Origin of the sequence: Streptomyces albofaciens JCM 4342 (assembly GCF_008634025.1) — a bacterium.
GTDB classification, from domain to species: Bacteria; Actinomycetota; Actinomycetes; order Streptomycetales; family Streptomycetaceae; genus Streptomyces; species Streptomyces albofaciens.
This window is the reverse complement of the sequence record NZ_PDCM01000002.1, coordinates 2,440,854-2,460,142: the sequence shown is the minus strand read 5'-3', so window position 1 is coordinate 2,460,142 and position 19,289 is coordinate 2,440,854. Positions and strand designations below refer to the sequence as shown.

Here is a 19,289-nt window from a genome sequence, read left to right as displayed (position 1 = left end):
GACGACTGCGCCGGGCCGGACGACTGCGCCGGGCCGGCGGGCCCGCCCCCAGGCGGACCCGCCGACCCCGCACTCCGGTGCTCCCTCACTCCCGCACCGGCAGCCCGGCCGCTCGCCACGCCTGGAAGCCGCCCACCAGATCAGTGGCCCGGTACAGGCCCAGCTGCCGCAGGGACACGGCCGCGAGGCTCGACGCGTAGCCCTCGTTGCAGACGACCACGACCGGCAGGTCGTGACCGGTGGCTTCCGGGGCGCGGTGGGCGCCCGTGGGGTCCAGGCGCCATTCCAGTTCGTTGCGCTCGACGATCAGCGCGCCCGGGATGGTGCCGTCGCGTTCGCGCAGTTCCGCGTAACGGATGTCCACCAGGAGCCCGCCGTCCCGCTGGACCTCCGCGGCCCGGTGCGGCGTCACCCGGTCGAGCCCGGCGCGCGCCGCCTCCAGAAGCGCGTCGACGGCGCTCACCGCCAGTCCTCCGGGTGCTCGACCTCTTCGAGGCGCAGGACCGGACCGGTGCGGCTGTAGCGGCGCATCAGCGGCAGCGGCGGGTAGTAGGCGTGCACCGAGACGGCGTGGGCGTCGGGGGAGAGGTTGAGCACCTGGTGGACGTGGTGCGGGCCGAAGGCGCGGCCGCGGCCGTCGGCCAGCGTCCGCTGCCGGTCCACGCCGTCCGCCAGTTCCAGCGTCCTCCAGCCCTCCGTGGGCAGTTGGGCGGCGAGCGACTGCTCGGTCAGCTCGCCGGTGGCGGCGGCGAACGCGCCGTGCGAGCCGCCGTGGTCGTGCCAGCCGGTACCCGTACCGGGCGGCCAGCCGATCAGCCACGCCTCGCTGCCACCGGGCCCTTCCAGGCGGATCCAGGTGCGGCCTTCGGGGTCGAGCGGGAGGGAGGCGACGAGCGGGGCGTCGGCGGCGGTACGGCGGACGAAGTCGAGGAGTTCGGCGGGGCCGGGGCCGGGGCCGCCGGTGGCGGCAGGGCGCGGGCGCGGGCGCGCAGGGGTGCGTACATCGGGCACAGGAACCGTCCTGAGTGATCGCGAAGAGACGCGCGCGGTCAGCGGGAACGCGGCGGCGCGCGGGGGCATGGATGCGGATCAACAGGACGGACGACACACGCAGCCCGCGTAGCGGACCAGGTCCAGGTGGACCCTCCGCCAGAATCGCGAACCGCTCTCCGTCACGTTCCGGAGTCAAGCACGGCGTTTCCCACAGGGTCAACCGCCGGCCGAACGGACCTGGGCCTCGGACACGCCCTCCGGCACATCGCCGGGTACTTCCTGCGGCACGTCGCTCGGCACGTCGCCCGGCGCGCCCCCCGGGACCTCCCCGCCCGCCTGGGGAAACGGGCCGTCGACGGGGTGCGGCCCGCCGGAGGGGCGGGATTCCGGCCGCCGGGCCGAGTGCGGTTCCAGGCGCGGTACCGGGTGGGATTCCGACCGTGCATCCGGACATGACTCCGGTCGCCGCTCCGGATAGGGGTCCGGTCGCCGCTCCTGATACGGCTCCGGTCGCTGTTCCGGATACGGTTCCGGTTGCCGCTCCAGGTACGGCTCCGGACGCGCATCCGGAGCGGCCTCCTGGCGCGTACCCGGACGCACCCTTTCATCGTCCGTACGAGACCGCTCCCCGGTATCGCTCCCACCCGCACCCGCACCCGCATCCACACCCGGACCCGGACCCACACCCGGACCCGGACCCACACCCGGACCCGGACCCACACCCACACCCGGACCCACACCCGCACCCGCTCCGGCCGAACCCGGCGCGCCCGCACCGGGCTCCCCGCCCCGCACCGCGTCCGCGCACGCGTAGAGCTCCGCCGGGCGTACGCCGCCCATCGCCGCGACCAGGTGCCCGTCGGGGCGTACGACCAGGACGGTGTGTGCCACCGCGCCCGGATAGGCCTCGGCGACCAGCACCTCGGCGCGCATCGGCAGGGCCTCCGCCGCCTTCGACAGCCGGGGCATCAGGCCCGCCGACTTCCAGTGCCGCCGCTCCCACACGCCCGTGCCCGGCGCGACCAGCACCACCAGCAGCCCCCGGCCCAGCCGCGAGCGCAGCGGTACCTCGGCCCCGTCCGGTGCCGTCACCGGTACGTCCACGACCGGCGCGCCGACCGGTGTGGCCACCGGCAGCGTCCCCGCCGGGTCGGTGACCGGGGCCAGGGGAGAGCGGGCGTACGCCGGGGGCGCGCCGAGCGGGCCGCGCCCCAAGTGGCCGTCGGTGAGCATCGCCGTGTGGCCGCGGGCCGCTCCCGGGAGCACCGCTCGCCACCGGCCGCCCCGCTCGCCGTCGCGCAGCAGCGGCAGCGCCCGGTCGGCCGCGCGCAGCCGGGCCGTCACCGCGCCCCGGCGCTCTGTCTGGTAGCTGTCCAGGAGGGCCTCCGAAGCGCCCTGGTGCCAGGCCAGCGCCAGCTTCCACGCGAGGTTCTCGGCGTCCCGCAGCCCCTCGTCCAGGCCCTGTGTGCCGAGCGCGCCGAGCAGGTGCGCGGCGTCCCCCGCGAGGAAGGCCCGCCCGCGCCGCCAGCGCCGCGCCAGGCGGTGGTGCACCGTGTGCACGCCGGTGTCGAGGAGTTCGTACGGCGGTACGGCCGGCACGCGCGGATCGCCGGGGCCCGCGGGGGCGCGCGAACCCGCCTGGGCCCCGGACCCGGCCCACGGCCCGTTCCCCGCCGCCGCTTCGGCGGTCCACACCGCCAGCGAGTCGCGGATCCGGGCCACCAGCGCGTCCGGGGTGACCAGGTCCCGGCCGGGCGGCAGCAGCCAGTCCAGCCGCCACAGCCCGCCGGGCAGCGGCCGGGCCGTCACCTCGCCGCCGGACCCGCCGCCGCCCTGCCGCGCGGGCGAGCGGTGCAGCAACGCCTCGCCGGGCCAGGGGAGTTCCGTACGCAGCGCCGCCACCGCATGCCGCTCGACCGCCGTGCGGCCGGGGAAGCGCACCTCCAGCAGCTTGCGGACCGTCGAGCGCGGACCGTCGCAACCGACCAGGTAACTGGCCCGCCACCAGGCACCGTTGGGCCCGCGGGTGTGGGCGCTGACGCCGTACGCGTCCTGCTTCAGTTCGTCGAGCCGGCTGCCCGCGACGATCCGCGCCAGGGGCTCACCCGCGAGCGCGGTGCGCAGCGCCCGGGTCAGCGCGTGCTGCGGCACGTGCAGGGGGGAAGGGTTCTCGGGGCCGAACTCGACCCGTTCCAGCAGGCGCCGTCGGCGCACCGCGCGCCAGGCCGTCCAGCGGGCGCCCGCCGACTCCAGGGCGGGGCCGCAGCCCAGCCGGGTCAGGAACGCGGTGGTGTCGGGGCGCAGGACGACCGTGCGGGCGGGCCGCGGATCGGCGGCGCCGGGGGCCTCGTCCAGGACGACGCACGGTACGCCGAGGCGGGCGAGGGAGAGGGAGAGCGCGAGGCCGACCGGGCCGGCCCCGACGACGATCACCGGGTCCACGGCGTGGCCACCCCGGTGCGCGGATACTTACGGGACGTACGGGAACTGGCAGTTGGAGCCCGGTGCGCGATCACACAGCGTATGCAACCCACTGCGGGCGCCCGCGTCAAGTGACGGGGGCAGCGGCGCGCGCGGCACTGCCCCCGTCCGAGGTGTCACGCCGTCAGGTACCGGCGCCGCCCCCGCCCGAGATGACGTCCGGCGGCCGCCGGGTGTCGACCGGGCCGCCGGGCGTGCCGTCGGCGCCTTCCAGCGCGTCCGACGCGGTGACCGGCTCGCCCGCCCCGGCCACCGCGATGCCGGTCTTGGCCCGCCGGCCGCGCCGCTCGATCCAGGTGGCCAGCGCGGACAGCGCCAGACACATCGCCACGTAGATCGCGCCGGCGACGATGATCATCGGCACGTACGGGTTCTCGTCGTTGACGACGATGGTGCTGGCCATCTGCTGGATCGTGTACAGCAGCTCCTCGAAGGTGATCACGTAGCCGAGCGAGGTGTCCTTGAGGGTCACCACCAGCTGGCTGATGATCGTCGGCAGCATCGCCCGGATGGCCTGCGGCATCAGCACCGTCGTCATGACCTGCGTCTTGCTCATGCCGAGCGCGTACGCCGCCTCGCGCTGCCCCCGGGGCACCGCGTTGATGCCGGCGCGCAGCACCTCCGCCTGCACCGCGCCGTTGTAGACGGTCAGGCCCACGACCAGTGCCCAGAACTGCGGGGTGTCACCGGTCAGCCCCAGCTCCTCCTTGTAGGAGAGCAGGATCACCCACAGGGCGTAGATCGTGATCAGCAGCGGGACGGCCCGGAACACCTCGATGAAGCCGGTCGCCAGCCAGCGCACCGGCTTGTGGTCGGAGAGCCGGGCGACCGCGAGCAGCACGCCGAGCGCGAGGGAGAGCACCGCGGCCACCGCGAAGACCTGGAGGGTCGTCAGGACGCCGTTGCGGATGTTGGTCCGTACGCCCGCGTTGTTGAAGATGTTCCACATCTCCGGCTCGAACTGGCCCTTGCCGGCCAGCCGCAGCGCGACGAAGACGAGCAGGCCGACGACGGCGAGCGCGCCCACGACCGTGTAGACGCGGTTGCGGATCTTGGCCTTGGGCCCCGGGGCGTCGTAGAGGACGCTGGTCATCGGGCCACCTCCAGGCGGCGCTCCAGCAGCCGGAAGATGCCGCTGATGGCGAACGTGATGATCAGGTAGGCGAGGGCGATCCAGAGGAAGATCCAGCCGATCGGCCGGCCCTGGTCGTTGAGCAGCTTGGAGACGTTGAACAGCTCGGTGTTGCTGAAGGCGCCCGCGATGGCCGAGTTCTTGGTGAGCGCGATCAGGATGCTGCTCAGCGGCGGCAGCACGGTGCGGGTGGCCTGCGGGAGGACGATCAGGCGCAGCGTCTGGATGAAGGTCATGCCGATGCTGCGCGCCGCCTCCGCCTGGCCCAGTGGCACCGTGTTGATGCCGGAGCGCACGGCCTCGCAGACGAACGAGGACGTGTAGAAGCCGAGCGCCAGGGTGGCCAGGACGAACGGGCTGGTGCCCGGGAAGAGGACCTGCGGGACGACGAAGAAGGCGACCAGGAACAGCAGGGTGAGCGGGGTGTTGCGCAGCAGCGTCACCCAGGCCGTCCCGAAGGCGCGCAGCGGGGGCACGGGCGAGACCCGGAAACCGGCTATGAGGAGGCCCAGCAGGATGGCGAGCGCCGCGCTGGCCGCGGTCAGCGACACGGTTCCGAGGAACCCCTTGCGGAACTCGGGTAGGTAGTCGAGGAGTACGTTCATGGGTTCTCCGCGGTAGCGGTCGGGGTCAGCGGCGGACGGGTGGACGGCCCGGCGCGGGGCGGGCCCGGCGCGCGGGTACGGGAACGGTCCGGCCCGCGGACGCTTCCGTACGCCGCGTAGAGGTGGCTGCCCGGGGGCGCGGGGAAGGCCCGCGCCCGCGTGCGCACGGGCGCCCCGGCGCGCGGTTCCTCAGGCACCCACGCCCCGTACGCCCGCCGAGGCGGCGTACGGGGCGTGCGGCGGCGGACCGGTGTGATGCGACCTGGATCAGTCGCGCGGCAGCGGCGTCGACGGCGCGACGAAGCTGGTCCCGGACTTGCCGAGGGTGCCTTCGTACGCCTTCTTGTAGTCGCCGTTCTTGATGTGCTTCTCCAGCGCGTCGGTGATCGCGTCCCGCAGGGCCTTGTCACCCTTCCGCAGGCCGACGCCGTACGGCTCCTTGGTGAACGGCTTGCCGACGACCCGCAGCTTCGAGGGCCGCTCGGCCGCGTAGCCCTTGAGGATCGCGTCGTCCGTGGTGACCGCGTCCACCTGGCCGTCGAGGAGCTGCTTGACGCACAGCGAGTACTTGGCCAGTTCGGTGGTGGTCGCCCCGTACTTCGGCTTCTTGATCTCCTGGAGCGGGGTGGAGCCGACGATCGAGCAGACCTTCTTGCCCTTGACGGTGTCCGGCCCGGTGATGGACTTGTCGTCCCTGCGCACCAGGAGGTCCGCGCCCGCGGTGTAGTACGGGCCCGCGAAGTCGATCTGCTTCTTGCGCTCGTCGTTGATCGTGTACGTGCCGACGTAGTAGTCGACCTGGCCCTTGGAGATCGCGGTCTCACGGACGTTGGAGTCGACCGTCTTGAACTCGATCTGCTTCTCGGAGAAGCCCAGTTCGGCGGCGATCATCTTGGCGATCTCGATGTCGAAGCCGGTGCGCTTGCCGGTGGTGTCCTGGAAGCCGAGGTAGGGCTGGTCGGCCTTGGCGCCGATGGTGATCTTCCCGGCCTTCTTGGCTTCCTTCCAGGCCGGCGAGTCGACCTTCGCCTTGTCGTTGACCGGGTACGTCCCGCTGTAGACCTCGCCGCCGGACGCCTTGTCGCCGGCCGTGCCCGACTCGCCGCCGCATGCGGTCGCCGTCGCCGCCAGCGCGAGCACCACCGCACCCGCCGCGGCCGTCTTACGAATCCTCATGGTGAACATCCTTCGGTTCAGCGGAAGTTGGCAATCATGATGACCGGCCGCGGGGTCAGTGGTGGAGGATCTTCGAGAGGAAGTCCTTGGCCCGGTCGCTGCGCGGGTTGTTGAAGAACTGGTTCGGCTCGGCCTCTTCGACGATCCGGCCGTCCGCCATGAAGACGACGCGGTTGGCCGCCGAGCGGGCGAAGCCCATCTCGTGGGTGACCACGACCATCGTCATGCCGTCCCGGGCGAGCTGCTGCATGACCTCCAGCACCTCGTTGATCATCTCCGGGTCGAGGGCGGAGGTCGGCTCGTCGAAAAGCATGACCTTCGGGTCCATCGCCAGGGCCCGGGCGATCGCCACCCGCTGCTGCTGCCCACCGGACAGCTGGGCGGGGTACTTGTCCGCCTGGGTGCCGACCCCCACCCGGTCCAGCAGGGCCCGGGCCTTCTCCTCGGCCGCCTTCTTGTCCGTGCGGCGGACCTTGGTCTGGCCCAGCATCACGTTCTCCAGCACCGTCTTGTGCGCGAAGAGGTTGAAGGACTGGAAGACCATGCCCACGTCGGCGCGGAGCCGGGCCAGCTCGCGCCCCTCCTGCGGCAGCGGCTTGCCGTCGATCGCTATGGAACCGGAGTCGACGGTCTCCAGCCGGTTGATCGTGCGGCACAGGGTCGATTTGCCGGACCCGGAGGGTCCGATCACCACGACCACCTCACCGCGCCGGATGGTCAGGTCGATGTCCTGGAGCACGTGCAGCGCGCCGAAGTGCTTGTTCACGTTGTCCAGCACGACCAGCGGGTCACCCGCCGGTGCGGGACCCTTGTCGCTCTTGGTCACCGATACTTCGCTCATCGGCGTACAGCTCCGTCCTCCTCGGTTGGGGAGGACCCTAATGACGCCCCGCGACCAGCGTCATCACATCTGAGCGGGATTTGAGCATAACGATACGGCCGCGGTGCGACACGCGGCGTGAACGGGGCGCGCGGCCCCGGCGCCCGGTGTACCGGCTGCATAACGGAACCGCCCCTCCGGGAATACCCCCTTGACGCGCGTGCCGTCCATCGCCGTAGATGCCTTTTGGCCGCCCCGCGGGCGGCCCGACCCCGTACGCGCCCGCGTGCGGACGTACACCTATGCGCCCGCACGTCCAGATATGCGCTGCCGGGGCGGACAAGCGTGAGGAGGGGGCCGGTGCGGCTGCTGCTCGTGGAGGACGACGACCATGTCGCGGCCGCCCTGTCCGCGGTGCTGTCCCGGCACGGCTTCGACGTCAGCCACGCGCGCAGCGGCGAGGAGGCGCTGCAGGCCCTGCTCCCCGGCGACCGGGACCCCTTCGGGGTGGTCCTGCTCGACCTCGGCCTGCCCGACCAGGACGGCTTCGAGGTCTGTGGCCGGATCCGGCGCATCAGCGCCACCCCGGTGATCATGGTGACCGCGCGGGCGGACGTACGCTCGCGGATCCACGGCCTGAACCTCGGTGCGGACGACTACGTGGTCAAGCCGTACGACACCGGCGAACTGCTCGCCCGTATCCACGCCGTCAGCCGGCGCCGCACCTCCGCGCCGTCCCCCGGCGGCGAGCCGCCCGCCACCGAGGGCACGCCGCGCGAGGCGCTGCGGCTGGGCGCCGTCACCATCGAACTGCCCACCCGCCAGGTGGCCGTGGGCGGCGCCGCCGTACCGCTCACCCGCAAGGAGTTCGACCTGCTCGCCCTGCTCGCGCAGCGGCCCGGCGTGGTCTTCCGGCGGGAGCAGATCATCAGCGAGGTGTGGCGCACCAGCTGGGAGGGGACCGGCCGGACGCTGGAGGTGCACATCGCCTCGCTGCGCGCGAAGCTGGGCATGCCCGCGCTGATCGAGACGGTGCGCGGGGTCGGCTACCGGCTCGTGGCGCCGCCCGCCGCCGTGTCACCGGCCGGCCCCGCCTCCTGACGGCCCCGGCACCGCACCGTGCGCACCCGACTCCTCCCGCTCCTGATCGTCCTGCTGGCCGGCGTGCTGCTCGCGCTCGGCTTCCCGCTCGCCGGCATCACCGCCACCGTCGAACAGCAGCGGGTGGTCGTCGACCGGATCGACGACGCGGCGCGCTTCGCCTCCCTGGCGCAGTACGTCACCGCCCGCCCCGGCGCCGGCCGCGGAACCCCCGACGAGGAGGACGAGCGGCAGTCCATGCTCGGCGCCGAGCTGCGGCGCTACCACGAGCTGTACGGCATCCGCGCGGGCGTCTTCTTCCGCGACGGGACGCCCATGGCGGCGGCTCCCGCCGGCTGGCGCGTACCGGAGGAGGGGGAGGGCGCGCGGGCCTTCAGCGAAGCGCTGGCGGGCCGCCGCAGCCACGACCCCCGCCAGATCCTGCCCTGGGAGAGCGGCGGCCGCATCCCCGTCGCCTCGCCCGTCATCCGGGACGGCGACGTGGTGGCCGTGGTCTTCACCGACTCGCCCACCGGGCGGATGCGCTCGCGCATCCTGCACGGCTGGCTGCTGATCGCGGCCGGGGAGTTCCTGGCCATGCTCGTCGCGGTGGCCGCCGCCTTCCGGCTCACCGGCTGGGTGCTGCGCCCGGTGCGCATCCTGGACGCGGTGAGCCACGACATCGCGACCGGCCGGATGAACTCCCGGGTCGCCCCGGCCTCCGGACCGCCGGAACTGCGCCGCCTGGCCCGCTCGTTCAACGAGATGGCCGACAACGTCGAAGACGTGCTGGAGCAGCAGCGCGCCTTCGTCGCCGACGCCTCCCACCAGCTGCGCAACCCGCTCTCCGCGCTGCTGCTGCGCATCGAGCTGCTCGCCCTGGAGCTCCCCGACGGCAACCCGGAGATCGCCTCCGTCCGTACGGAGGGCAAGCGCCTCGCCCGGGTCCTGGACGACCTGCTGGACCTGGCGCTCGCCGAACACGCCGCCGCCGACCTCCAGCTCACCGACGTCGCCGCGCTGGCCGCCGAACGCGTCGACTCCTGGCGCCCGCTGGCCGACGACAAGGGGGTGCTGCTGTCCTACGAGGGGCAGCGGGCCGTCACGGGCTGGGCGGACCCGGTCGCCCTCTCCAGCGCCCTGGACGCACTGGTCGACAACGCCCTGAAGTTCACGCCCGCCGGGGAGCGGGTCACCGTCGGCGTGGCACCGGACGGCGAACGCGTACGGATCACCGTCCGCGACCACGGGCCCGGCCTCACCGAGGACGAACTGGCCCGTATCGGCGACCGCTTCTGGCGCAGCGGACGCCACCAGAACGTCTCCGGTTCCGGCCTGGGCCTGTCGATCACCCGCGCGTTGCTGGCCGCCGGGGGCGCCACCCTCTCCTTCGCGCCCCACCGGCCGCACGGGCTGGAGGTGACCGTGGACCTGCCGCGCACCGCGCCCTGACCGCCCGCGCCGGGCGCCGTCCCGCGCCACCGGCCGCCGGCGCGGACGTGTGCTACCGTTGAAGACGTTGCAGTTGTGGTACCCATGAACTTTGTGCGCGCCCGGAGGCTGAAGCCCCGGGCGTTCCTTGTTTTCCGGACCTTCATCCGGTGTGTGGCGATCATCTCGGCGACGTGGAGGCCGCGCAGTGCGGTCTCCGGTTTGCGCCTCCAGAAGGAGAAAAACATGGCCACCGGCACCGTGAAGTGGTTCAACTCGGAAAAGGGCTTCGGCTTCATCGAGCAGGACGGCGGCGGCCCCGACGTCTTCGCCCACTACTCGAACATTCAGGCCCAGGGCTTCCGTGAGCTCCTGGAAGGCCAGAAGGTCAACTTCGACGTGACCCAGGGCCCGAAGGGCCCGCAGGCGGAGAACATCATCCCCGCCTGACGCGCGCGTCCGCGGACGGGGCCCGCACCGGCCGGTGCGGGCCCCGTCCGTATGCGTACGCGTCCGTACGCGCCGTCGGCCGTACGGCCCGCGGGCGCACACCCGTACCCGCGGTCCCGAGACCGCACGGCACCCTCCCCGCCACAGAAGGGCTTTCAGTGACCCGAGCGACCGCACCGCGACAGAGCGCCGCACCGAAGACGTCCGCGCGGACGTCACCCCAGCCGCCCGCCGTCTCCTTCGACGAGCTGCCGCTGGCACCGGCCCTCCAGACCGCGCTGCGCGCGCAGGGCGTCACCGAGCCGTTCCCCATCCAGGCCGCGACGCTGCCCGCCACCCTCGCGGGCCGGGACGTCCTGGGCCGCGGCCGGACCGGCTCCGGCAAGACCCTCGCCTTCGGGCTGGCGATGCTCAGCCGTACGGCCGGACGCCGCGCCGAGAGCAAGAGCCCGCTGGCGCTGGTACTGGTGCCCACCCGCGAACTGGCCACCCAGGTCACCGAGGCGCTCGCCCCGTACGCCGCGGCGGTGGGCCTGCGTACCACCACGGTCGTCGGCGGCACCTCGATCAACCGCCAGATCGCCGCGCTGCGCAAGGGCGCCGAGATCCTGGTCGCCACCCCGGGCCGGCTCGCCGACCTGCTGGACCGCCGCGCCTGCACCCTCGCCCAGGTCGCCGTCACGGTCCTGGACGAGGCCGACCAGATGACCGACATGGGCTTTCTGCCGCAGGTCACCCGCCTGATGGAGAAGGTCGACCCGGACGGCCAGCGGATGCTGTTCTCCGCGACGCTGGACCGCAACGTCGACAAGCTCGTCCGCCGGTTCCTGACCGACCCCGTCACCCACTCCGTGGACCCGTCGGCCGCGACGGTCACCACCATGGAGCACCACGTGCTGTACGTGGAGGACACCGACAAGCGTGCCGCCGCGACCGAGATCGCCGCCCGCGACGGCCGCGTGATCATGTTCGTGGACACCAAGCGCGGCGCCGACCGGCTCACCAAGCACCTGCTGTCCCAGGGTGTACGGGCCGCGGCGCTGCACGGCGGCAAGTCCCAGCCGCAGCGCACCCGCACCCTGGAGCAGTTCCGCACCGGCCGGGCCACCGCGCTGATCGCCACCAACGTCGCCGCCCGCGGCATCCACATCGACGGCCTCGACCTGGTGGTCAACGTCGACCCGCCGACCGAGGCCAAGGACTATCTGCACCGCGGCGGCCGGACCGCGCGGGCCGGCGAGTCCGGCACCGTCGTCACCCTGGTCACGCCCGGCCAGCGCCGGGACATGAGCCGGCTGATGGCCCGCGCGAAGATCACCCCCGGTACGGCACGGGTCCGGCCGGGCGACAGCGAACTGATACGCATCACGGGCGCGCGGAGCCCGTCCGGACAGCCGGTGGTGCTCGACGTGCCCGCGCAGCAGGAGCGGCCGAAGACGACGGGCGCCGGCGGTGGCGGCGGACGGCGGCGGCGTCCGCGCCGGGGCGGCTCCGGTGGCTCCGGCGGCTCGGCGGGCAGCGCGGCGGGCGCCGCGAACGGCGCCCGCCCGGCCCGGCGCCCCGCCCGCGGCCCGAAGGGACCGCGCACCCCGCGGACGCCCCAGTCCTGACGCGCGCCGGGGCGCGCACGGGCTGCCCGTACGCGCCCCGCGCCGGGCGGTCATGGGTTTTGCCGGCGTCCGTACGCCACCCGCAGCGGCGCCGGTCCGCACGGCTTGTGCGGCGCGCGCCTGCACGTGCCCCGCGCCTGCACGTGCCCCGCGCCGGTCTGCACGGCGCGTCCGTACGGCTTGTCCGGCGGGCGTCCGTACGGCTCCGGGTATTCCGCACGGCTCGTCCGGCGTTACCGTTCCGTACGGCTCGTCCGGCGGGCGTCCGTACGCGTCCCTACGGCTTCTCCGACACGTAGTACCGCCGCGCGCCCTCGTGCAGCGGCAGCGGATCGGTGAACACCGCGGTCCGCAGATCCACCTTCTGCGCGGCGTGCACCTCCGTGCCGATCCGGTCCCGGCTCCTTATGACGGTCCGGGTGATCGCCTCGACCAGAACCGGGTCCTCGCGGTCGGTGGTCACCAGCAGATTCGCGACCGCGACCGTCTTGATCGCCTGCCCGTTCTGCACCTGCGGATAGGCGTCGGCCGGCATCACGGCCGCCCGGTAGTGGCGGGACGTCTCGCCCTGCCGGTGCAGCGCCGGGACCAGGTCGCCGAGCTGGACGAGCCGTACCGGCATCCGCCGGGCCACCTGCTGCACGGCCGAGGTGGGCAGCCCGCCCGACCAGAAGAAGGCGTCCAGCTCCTTCTCCTCCAGCAGCTTCGGCATCCGGTCGATGCCGACCCGCACCGCCTCGATGTCCTGGCCGAAATCCACCCCGGCCGCCTTCAGCAGATGCCGGGTGACCAGCTGGACGCCCGAGCCGTCCCCGCCCACGCCGACCCGTAGCCCTCGCAGGTCCCGGGCCGAGCGGACGGGGGAGCCGGCCGGTACCACCAGCGCGATGTAGTCGTCGTACAGCCGCGCGCAGGCCCGCAGCCGGGCTCCCGCCCCCGGGTGGAGGCGCTGCTGCTCGGCCACCGCGTCCGCGGTCGCTATCCCGAACTGGGCGTGGCCGTTCGCCAGTTGGTCCAGGTTGTCCAGCGATCCCGCGCTGTTCACCAGCCGTACGTCGACCCGCGGCAGGTCCCGGCCCAGATCCTGCTTGAGCAGCTCGCCGTACCGCGCGTACACCCCGGACCGCACCCCGGTCGTCAGCGTCACCTGCCCGGACGGCGTGGGCGGGCCGCCCAGCGGCAGCAGCCACCACAGCAGCAGACCCAGCGCGACCAGCGCGGCGGCGGCCGCGAGCAGCGCCCGGCGGCCGCCGGTGCGGGGGAGTACGGAAACCATGGCGGGATCCTGCCAGTCCCGTACCCGGAACGGGAGGGGCGAGGTGTCGGTGGGAACACGTACCCTGGTCGATTGAGATGAGTGCGAAGACATACGAGGTGCGCACCTACGGGTGCCAGATGAACGTCCACGACTCCGAGCGGCTCTCGGGCCTGCTGGAGGACGCCGGATACGTCCCTGCGCCCAAGGACGCCGAAGGGGCCGATGTCGTCGTCTTCAACACCTGCGCGGTGCGGGAGAACGCCGACAACCGGCTCTACGGCAACCTCGGCCAGCTCGCGCCCAAGAAGGCCGCGCGCCCGGGCATGCAGATCGCCGTCGGCGGCTGCCTGGCCCAGAAGGACCGCGACACCATCGTCAAGAAGGCCCCCTGGGTCGACGTGGTCTTCGGGACGCACAACATCGGCAAACTGCCGGTCCTCCTGGAGCGCGCCCGCGTCCAGGAAGAGGCCCAGGTGGAGATCGCCGAGTCGCTGGAGGCGTTCCCCTCCACCCTGCCCACCCGCCGCGAGAGCGCCTACGCGGCGTGGGTCTCCATCTCGGTCGGCTGCAACAACACCTGCACCTTCTGCATCGTGCCCGCCCTGCGCGGCAAGGAGAAGGACCGCCGCCCCGGCGACATCCTCGCCGAGATCGAGGCACTGGTCGACGAGGGCGTCTCCGAGATCACCCTGCTCGGCCAGAACGTCAACGCCTACGGCTCCGACATCGGCGACCGCGAGGCGTTCAGCAAGCTGCTGCGCGCCTGCGGGAAGATCGAGGGCCTGGAGCGGGTCCGCTTCACCTCGCCGCACCCCCGCGACTTCACCGACGACGTGATCGCCGCCATGGCCGAGACGCCCAACGTGATGCCGCAGCTCCACATGCCGCTGCAGTCCGGCTCGGACACCGTCCTGAAGGCGATGCGCCGCTCGTACCGCCAGGAGCGCTTCCTCGGCATCATCGAGAAGGTGCGCGCCGCGATGCCGGACGCCGCCATCTCCACGGACATCATCGTCGGCTTCCCCGGCGAGACCGAGGAGGACTTCGAGCAGACTCTCCACGTCGTCCGCGAGTCCCGCTTCGCGCAGGCCTTCACCTTCCAGTACTCCAAGCGCCCGGGCACCCCGGCCGCCGAGATGGACGGCCAGATCCCCAAGGAGGTCGTCCAGGCGCGCTACGAGCGGCTGGTCGCCCTCCAGGAGGAGATCTCCTGGGAGGAGAACAAGAAGCAGGTCGGCCGCACCCTGGAGGTCATGGTCGCCGAGGGCGAGGGGCGCAAGGACGACGCCACGCGCCGCCTGTCCGGCCGCGCGCCCGACAACCGCCTGGTGCACTTCACCCGCCCCGAGGAGCCGGTGCGCCCCGGCGACATGGTGACCGTCGAGATCACCTACGCCGCCCCGCACCACCTGCTCGCCGAGGGCCCCGTCCAGGCCGTCCGCCGTACGCGCGCGGGCGACGCCTGGGAGAAGCGCAACGCCGCCCCGGCCGCCAAGCCGGCGGGCGTCATGCTGGGCCTGCCGACGATCGGCGCCCCGGCGCCTAGCCCGGCCCCGGCCGCGGGCTGCGGCTGCGACTGACGGACCGGGCGGGGCGGCGGACGCGGGCAGCCACGGGCCGTCCGGAAGGCGCCCGTACGCGCCCGGCACGGGCTCCCGGGCAGGCGGCCGTATTGTGCCCGGCACGAGCTGCCGGGTCCCGTACGGCCGCCTTGCTAGGGTTCCAGCCATGCTTGTCGCCGCCGCCGTCTGCCCGTGTCCGCCGGTCCTCGTCCCGGAAGTCGCCTCCGGAGCCGCACCCGAGCTGGACGGCCTGCGGGCCGCCGCGCTCGACGCGGTCGGCGTGCTCGCCGCGGCCCGGCCGGACCGGCTGGTCGTCGTCGGCCCCGCCGAACAGGCGGGCCGCGGACCGCACGGACAGGGCGCGGTGGGCTCCTTCCGCGGCTTCGGCGTGGACCTGGACGTGAGCCTGGGTGCCGCCGAGACACCCCCGGAGCGGCCGCTGCCGCCGTCGCTGTCGGTCGGCGCCTGGCTGCTGGCCCGTACGGACTGGGCGGACGCGCCGGTCGAGGGGCTGGGCGTCGGGGAGCCGCTGGCCGGCGACCGCTGCGCGCAGGTCGGCCGGGAGATCGCGGCGTCGGCGGAGCGGGTCGCCCTGCTGGTCATGGGCGACGGCAGCGCTTGCCGGACGGTGAAGGCGCCGGGTTACTACGACGAGCGGGCCGAGGCCTTCGACGCGGCCGTGGCGCGCGCTCTGGGGGCCGCGGACACCGAGGCCCTGGCCGGTCTGGACGCGGAGCTGGCGAGCGAGCTGAAGGCGTCGGGGCGGGTTTGCTGGCAGGTCCTGGCGGGCGCCGCGGAGGGCGCCGGGCTGCGCGGCGAGCTGCTGCGCGAGGAGGCTCCCTACGGGGTGGGGTATTTCGTGGCGGCCTGGTCGTGAGGGCGGCTCGGTTGCCGGGGGGCGGCGGTAGCGGTTCGGTTGTGGGAGCGGTTCGGTGCCGGAGCGGTTCGGTAGCGGCTCAACCGTAGGAGCGGCGCTGTCGTAGGGGTACGAAAGCGCTGTGGGGCGTCGTCCGCACACGGGCGCCCCGGCGGTAGGAGCTGCGCTGTCGTAGGGCGTACGGAAGCGCCGTGGAGCGTGATCCGCGCACGGGCGCCCGGGTACACGCCGACGGCCGCGGAGCGCGTCGCTCCGCGGCCGTCGTGCGCCGTGCGGGCCGTCCGGCCCAGGATCCGGTGGCAGCCTCAGGAAGCCGGGCCCCGCGAGCCGGGGCCGCCGCCGTCGGGCCGGCGGGGTTCCCCGGCCGTCCGGCCCAGGGCGTCCTTCGCCTTGCCGGCGCCGGTCCCGGCCTGACGGCTGTGCCTGCCCCCGGTCTTCTCGTCGACCGCCCGTGCGGCCCTGTCGAGGCCCTGCTCGATCCGGTCCCCGTGCTGCTGCGCGAGATCACCGGCCCGGTCCCTGAGCGGACCGGACGTGCTCTTGAGGTTGTCCAGCAGGCCCATGGGCCACCTTCCCCGCCCACCGCGTCCTACTTGCGGGCGCCTTCCCCGGCCTCGCTGTCGGCGGCCTCCTCGGCCGACTGCTGCTTGGGGATCTCGACACCCTCGGCGGCAGCGGCCTCACCGGCCTCTTCCGCGGACGGGGTCGCGTCCGTACCCGCCCCCTCCTGCTCCGCCTGCGCGGCGGCCTCGGTGGAGCGGCCCGCCGACTCGTCGCCCTCCGCCGTCACCGTCGTGGCGGCGGCCTCCTCCGTCGACGCTTCGTCCTTACGGCGACGAAACCGTGAAAACACGCCCATTTCTCCACTCCATACGTTACTCGTGCGGGCGAAATCCCGGGGCGCCCGGAGCGTCCCATTGCGCCGCCCGCGGGCTCCGGTCCGTGAACCGGCGGCCGGAACCTCGCATCAGGCAACGAACACGGAGGCGAGCCGTCACGTCGCTCGTTCGAGATCAGGCCCGCGGGTTTGCGAGACTGGGCCGGTGAACACCGCAGTTCCCGCACCCCGGGTCATCGCCGTCGTCGGTCCCACCGCGGCCGGAAAGTCCGATCTGGGCGTAGCCCTCGCCCGCCACCTCGGCGGCGAGGTCGTCAACGCCGACTCCATGCAGCTCTACCGCGGAATGGACATCGGCACCGCCAAGCTGACGGTGCCCGAGCGCCAGGGCGTCCCGCACCACCTCCTGGACATCTGGGACGTCACCCGCGCGGCGAACGTCGCCGAGTACCAGCGGCTGGCTCGCGCCGAGATCGACCGGCTGCTCGCCGAGGGCCGCACGCCCGTCCTCGTGGGCGGCTCCGGCCTGTACGTACGCGGTGCCATCGACGCCCTCGACTTCCCCGGGACCGACCCCGAGGTGCGGGCCCGCCTGGAGGCCGAGCTGGCCGAGCAGGGCAGCGGCGCCCTGCACGCCCGGCTCGCCGCCGCCGACCCCGAGGCCGCCCGCGCCATCCTGGCGAGCAACGGGCGCCGCATCGTGCGCGCCCTGGAGGTCATCGAGATCACCGGACGCCCCTTCACCGCCAACCTCCCGGGACACGAGGCGGTCTACGACACCGTCCAGATCGGCGTCGACGTGGCCCGCCCCGAGCTGGACGAGCGCATCGCCCGCCGGGTGGACCGGATGTGGGAGGAGGGCCTGGTGGACGAGGTGCGGCGGCTGGAGGGCGAGGGGCTGCGCGAGGGCCGTACCGCCTCCCGGGCCCTCGGCTACCAGCAGGTGCTCGCCCAGCTCGCGGGGGAGTGCACGGAACAGGAGGCACGGGACGAAACGGTCCGGGCCACCAAGCGCTTCGCGCGCCGCCAGGACTCCTGGTTCCGCCGGGACCCCCGGGTCCACTGGCTCAGCGGTGCCGCCGCGGACCGGGCGGAACTCCCGGAACGGGCGCTGGCGTTGGTCGCGCCCCCGGTCACAGCCTGATCACGTCATGGCATCGGGACGCTCCGCCCGTCATCCGGGCCCCCGGGAGCGTGTCATCATCGACCTTCGATCGAGGCGTGCAGTCAGCAGTGGGGAGGGCGCGTGGCGATGGAGGCCGGCCCTCGCAACAGACCGCAGCAACCGGACGGTCGGGGCGACGGACAGCGGGACGCGACGGAGTCGCCCACCCACGGCGGACCCGGGCCCTTCGGTCCCGACGGGGCCGCCGCGGAGCGGTCCGCCGGCGGGCCCGACCCGCTGGGCGAACCGGTACGCCCGGCGTCCCTGGACGGCACGGACGCCCCCGAGCAGGCCGTGGAGGGCGGCGAGTCCTTCCGTGAGCTGCGTCCGCCGCGCCGGCTGCGCATCTGGCAGCTGGCGCCCATCGTGGGCCTCGCCGCCCTCGGCTCGCTGATGTTCGCCTTCCCGCTGGCCTTCGAGTTCGGCGGCGACGGCGGCGCGGTGATCTCCATGCTCGGCCTGCTGCTGTTCGGCTGCGCCGCCGGCTGGGGCATGATGGCCGCCCGCCGGGTCGGCCACACCTGGCCCGGCCTGCCCGCCCGCGGCTCCGGCCGCCGCCCGGACTGGCGGGTCGTCCTCGCGTACGCCGCGGTCGTGGCCGTCCTCGCCCTGCTGGCCGTATGGCGGGTCGCCCGGCTGCACTGACTGCCGGTGCCGGTGCCGGCACCGGTGCCGGTGCCCGGCCGGGGCTGGGAAGCAGGCTGTCACTGCCGGGCCGTACGATGCAGACATGACCAACGCACAGGGAACCGCCCAGGCCACGGGGACCGCAGTGGACACCGCGTCGGCCGCCGCGGGCGGTCCCGGCCGCGGCATCGCCTTCCTCAAGGGCCACGGCACGGAGAACGACTTCGTGATCGTCCCCGACCCGGACGGCGTGCTGGAGCTGTCCGCCGAAGCGGTGGCGCGGATCTGCGACCGCCGGGCCGGCGTCGGCGGCGACGGCCTGCTGCGCGTGGTGCGCTCCGCCGCCGACCCGGCGGCCCGCGCCCAGGCCGCCGAGGCCGAGTGGTTCATGGACTACCGCAACGGCGACGGCTCCGTGGCCGAGATGTGCGGCAACGGCGTCCGCGTCTTCGCCCGCTACCTCCAGCACGCCGGCCTGGTCGGCGCGGGCGAGTTCGCCATCGCCACCCGGGCCGGCGTCAAGCGGGTGCGGCTGGCCGCCAACGGCGACGTCACGGTCTCCATGGGCCGCGCCGCCCTGCTCCCCGACGGCGTGACGGTCACGGTCGGCGACCGCAGCTGGCCCGCCCGCAACGTGAACATGGGCAATCCCCACGCCGTCGCCTTCGTCGAGGACCTCGACCACGCCGGGGACCTGTACGGCGTCCCGCCGTTCAGCCCAGCCTCCGTATACCCGCACGGCGTGAACATCGAATTCGTCGCCGACCGCGGCCCCCGCCATGTCGCGATGCGGGTCCACGAGCGCGGCGCCGGCGAGACCCGCTCCTGCGGCACCGGCGCCTGCGCCGTCGCGGTCGCCGCCGCCCGCCGGGACGGCGTCGACCCCGCGGCCACCGGCAGCCCCGTCACCTACCGGGTGGACCTGCCCGGCGGCAGCCTGTCGATCACCGAGCTGCCGGACGGCACGGTCGAGATGACCGGCCCCGCGGTGATCGTCGCGCACGGCACGCTGGACCCTGCGTGGCTGGTCACGGCCCTCGACTGAGACTTCGCTCGAATGGGTGATCCGGTTCACGCTGGGCGAGAGCGGGACAGCGCTGCGTGATGGGCTCGGTAGCATCAAGCACCGGCCCGGGGCGACCGACTGCGGGCGCCCGACCGCCGGTCGACGCCGCCGGAGGTGC

Annotated in this window: 19 protein-coding genes and 1 pseudogene; 9 read left to right on the top strand and 11 right to left on the bottom strand. The window is 73.8% G+C overall.

Translation table 11 applies throughout. The annotated features are described in order from the left end of the window. Nucleotides 1–85: 85 nt before the first annotated feature. The 8 genes and pseudogenes from CP973_RS30635 to CP973_RS30605 form a co-directional block, all read right to left on the bottom strand. On the bottom strand, nt 86–463 hold the full coding sequence (locus CP973_RS30635; RefSeq protein WP_150247110.1) for a rhodanese-like domain-containing protein: 378 nt from the start codon (nt 461–463) through the stop codon (nt 86–88). Then, complete coding sequence (locus CP973_RS30630) at nt 460–1,011, bottom strand: cupin domain-containing protein (protein WP_150247109.1); 552 nt, start codon at nt 1,009–1,011, stop codon at nt 460–462. Before CP973_RS30630 ends, CP973_RS30635 begins: the two co-directional genes overlap by 4 nt. Before the next feature lie 78 nt (nt 1,012–1,089). Next, nucleotides 1,090–1,176: a putative leader peptide gene (locus CP973_RS41680; protein ID WP_312024649.1), complete on the bottom strand. Its 87-nt coding sequence runs from the start codon at nt 1,174–1,176 to the stop codon at nt 1,090–1,092. A gap of 546 nt (nt 1,177–1,722) precedes the next feature. Then, nucleotides 1,723–3,435, bottom strand: a pseudogene (locus tag CP973_RS30625) (FAD-dependent monooxygenase); the annotation flags it as partial. Nucleotides 3,436–3,598: 163 nt separating this feature from the next. After that, nucleotides 3,599–4,567, bottom strand: coding sequence for an amino acid ABC transporter permease (locus CP973_RS30620; RefSeq protein WP_150247107.1), 969 nt, complete (start codon nt 4,565–4,567; stop codon nt 3,599–3,601). Then, nucleotides 4,564–5,211 (bottom strand): amino acid ABC transporter permease, encoded by a 648-nt coding sequence (locus CP973_RS30615; protein WP_150247106.1) that lies wholly within the window; start codon nt 5,209–5,211, stop codon nt 4,564–4,566. Before CP973_RS30615 ends, CP973_RS30620 begins: the two co-directional genes overlap by 4 nt. Before the next feature lie 267 nt (nt 5,212–5,478). Then, nucleotides 5,479–6,387, bottom strand: a complete 909-nt coding sequence (locus CP973_RS30610) for a glutamate ABC transporter substrate-binding protein (protein WP_150247105.1) — start codon at nt 6,385–6,387, stop codon at nt 5,479–5,481. 55 nt (nt 6,388–6,442) lie between these two features. Beyond that, nucleotides 6,443–7,228: an amino acid ABC transporter ATP-binding protein gene (locus CP973_RS30605; RefSeq protein ID WP_150247104.1), complete on the bottom strand. Its 786-nt coding sequence runs from the start codon at nt 7,226–7,228 to the stop codon at nt 6,443–6,445. A 339-nt stretch (nt 7,229–7,567) separates the two neighbouring features. On the opposite strand from CP973_RS30605, the gene CP973_RS30600 reads away from it, so the two are divergent. The 4 genes from CP973_RS30600 to CP973_RS30585 all read left to right on the top strand — a co-directional run bounded on the left by CP973_RS30600 (nt 7,568) and on the right by CP973_RS30585 (nt 11,778). Further along, a complete protein-coding gene (locus tag CP973_RS30600; RefSeq protein WP_150247103.1) occupies nt 7,568–8,308 on the top strand; it encodes a response regulator transcription factor in 741 nt (246 codons plus the stop codon). Between the two features lie 18 nt (nt 8,309–8,326). Next, entirely contained in the window at nt 8,327–9,739 is a 1,413-nt protein-coding gene (locus CP973_RS30595; protein WP_150247102.1) for a sensor histidine kinase, read from the top strand. 225 nt (nt 9,740–9,964) lie between these two features. Further along, nucleotides 9,965–10,168, top strand: coding sequence for a cold-shock protein (locus CP973_RS30590; RefSeq protein WP_030603384.1), 204 nt, complete (start codon nt 9,965–9,967; stop codon nt 10,166–10,168). Further along, nucleotides 10,165–11,778: a DEAD/DEAH box helicase gene (locus CP973_RS30585; protein ID WP_150247101.1), complete on the top strand. Its 1,614-nt coding sequence runs from the start codon at nt 10,165–10,167 to the stop codon at nt 11,776–11,778. The genes CP973_RS30590 and CP973_RS30585 overlap by 4 nt, the downstream gene beginning before the upstream one ends. Nucleotides 11,779–12,055: 277 nt before the next feature. On the opposite strand, the gene CP973_RS30580 is transcribed toward CP973_RS30585, so the two are convergent. Continuing rightward, a complete protein-coding gene (locus CP973_RS30580; RefSeq protein ID WP_150247100.1) occupies nt 12,056–13,054 on the bottom strand; it encodes a TAXI family TRAP transporter solute-binding subunit in 999 nt (332 codons plus the stop codon). A gap of 77 nt (nt 13,055–13,131) precedes the next feature. Between CP973_RS30580 and miaB the strand changes: the two genes are divergently transcribed. Both miaB and CP973_RS30570 read left to right on the top strand, forming a co-directional pair. Then, a complete protein-coding gene (gene miaB / locus CP973_RS30575; RefSeq protein ID WP_150247099.1) occupies nt 13,132–14,616 on the top strand; it encodes a tRNA (N6-isopentenyl adenosine(37)-C2)-methylthiotransferase MiaB in 1,485 nt (494 codons plus the stop codon). Nucleotides 14,617–14,764: 148 nt separating this feature from the next. Continuing rightward, nucleotides 14,765–15,475 carry a class III extradiol dioxygenase subunit B-like domain-containing protein gene (locus CP973_RS30570; RefSeq protein ID WP_150247098.1) on the top strand — a complete coding sequence of 237 codons (711 nt, stop codon included), beginning with the start codon at nt 14,765–14,767 and terminating at the stop codon, nt 15,473–15,475. Nucleotides 15,476–15,780: 305 nt separating this feature from the next. On the opposite strand, the gene CP973_RS30565 is transcribed toward CP973_RS30570, so the two are convergent. Both CP973_RS30565 and CP973_RS30560 read right to left on the bottom strand, forming a co-directional pair. Next, a complete protein-coding gene (locus tag CP973_RS30565) occupies nt 15,781–16,038 on the bottom strand; it encodes an antitoxin (RefSeq protein ID WP_150247097.1) in 258 nt (85 codons plus the stop codon). A gap of 26 nt (nt 16,039–16,064) precedes the next feature. Next, a complete protein-coding gene (locus tag CP973_RS30560; RefSeq protein WP_150247096.1) occupies nt 16,065–16,334 on the bottom strand; it encodes a gliding motility protein in 270 nt (89 codons plus the stop codon). A gap of 184 nt (nt 16,335–16,518) precedes the next feature. On the opposite strand from CP973_RS30560, the gene miaA reads away from it, so the two are divergent. The 3 genes from miaA (at nt 16,519) to dapF (ending at nt 19,150) form a co-directional block, all read left to right on the top strand. Then, nucleotides 16,519–17,457, top strand: a complete 939-nt coding sequence (gene miaA / locus CP973_RS30555; RefSeq protein WP_150247095.1) for a tRNA (adenosine(37)-N6)-dimethylallyltransferase MiaA — start codon at nt 16,519–16,521, stop codon at nt 17,455–17,457. A 108-nt stretch (nt 17,458–17,565) separates the two neighbouring features. After that, complete coding sequence (locus CP973_RS30550; protein WP_150250516.1) at nt 17,566–18,123, top strand: hypothetical protein; 558 nt, start codon at nt 17,566–17,568, stop codon at nt 18,121–18,123. A gap of 85 nt (nt 18,124–18,208) precedes the next feature. Beyond that, nucleotides 18,209–19,150: a diaminopimelate epimerase gene (gene dapF, locus CP973_RS30545; protein ID WP_244410118.1), complete on the top strand. Its 942-nt coding sequence runs from the start codon at nt 18,209–18,211 to the stop codon at nt 19,148–19,150. Nucleotides 19,151–19,289: the final 139 nt, after the last annotated feature.

Coding starts and splice junctions, on each gene's coding strand:
- CP973_RS30620 (WP_150247107.1), bottom strand. CDS start 4,567: ATGACCAGCGTCCTCTACGACGCCCCGGGGCCCAAGGCCAAGATCCGC.
- CP973_RS30615 (WP_150247106.1), bottom strand. CDS start 5,211: ATGAACGTACTCCTCGACTACCTACCCGAGTTCCGCAAGGGGTTCCTC.
- CP973_RS30610 (WP_150247105.1), bottom strand. CDS start 6,387: ATGAGGATTCGTAAGACGGCCGCGGCGGGTGCGGTGGTGCTCGCGCTG.
- CP973_RS30605 (WP_150247104.1), bottom strand. CDS start 7,228: ATGAGCGAAGTATCGGTGACCAAGAGCGACAAGGGTCCCGCACCGGCG.
- CP973_RS30590 (WP_030603384.1), top strand. CDS start 9,965: ATGGCCACCGGCACCGTGAAGTGGTTCAACTCGGAAAAGGGCTTCGGC.
- CP973_RS30580 (WP_150247100.1), bottom strand. CDS start 13,054: ATGGTTTCCGTACTCCCCCGCACCGGCGGCCGCCGGGCGCTGCTCGCG.
- miaB (WP_150247099.1), top strand. CDS start 13,132: ATGAGTGCGAAGACATACGAGGTGCGCACCTACGGGTGCCAGATGAAC.
- CP973_RS30570 (WP_150247098.1), top strand. CDS start 14,765: ATGCTTGTCGCCGCCGCCGTCTGCCCGTGTCCGCCGGTCCTCGTCCCG.
- CP973_RS30565 (WP_150247097.1), bottom strand. CDS start 16,038: ATGGGCCTGCTGGACAACCTCAAGAGCACGTCCGGTCCGCTCAGGGAC.
- CP973_RS30560 (WP_150247096.1), bottom strand. CDS start 16,334: ATGGGCGTGTTTTCACGGTTTCGTCGCCGTAAGGACGAAGCGTCGACG.
- CP973_RS30550 (WP_150250516.1), top strand. CDS start 17,566: ATGGAGGCCGGCCCTCGCAACAGACCGCAGCAACCGGACGGTCGGGGC.
- dapF (WP_244410118.1), top strand. CDS start 18,209: ATGACCAACGCACAGGGAACCGCCCAGGCCACGGGGACCGCAGTGGAC.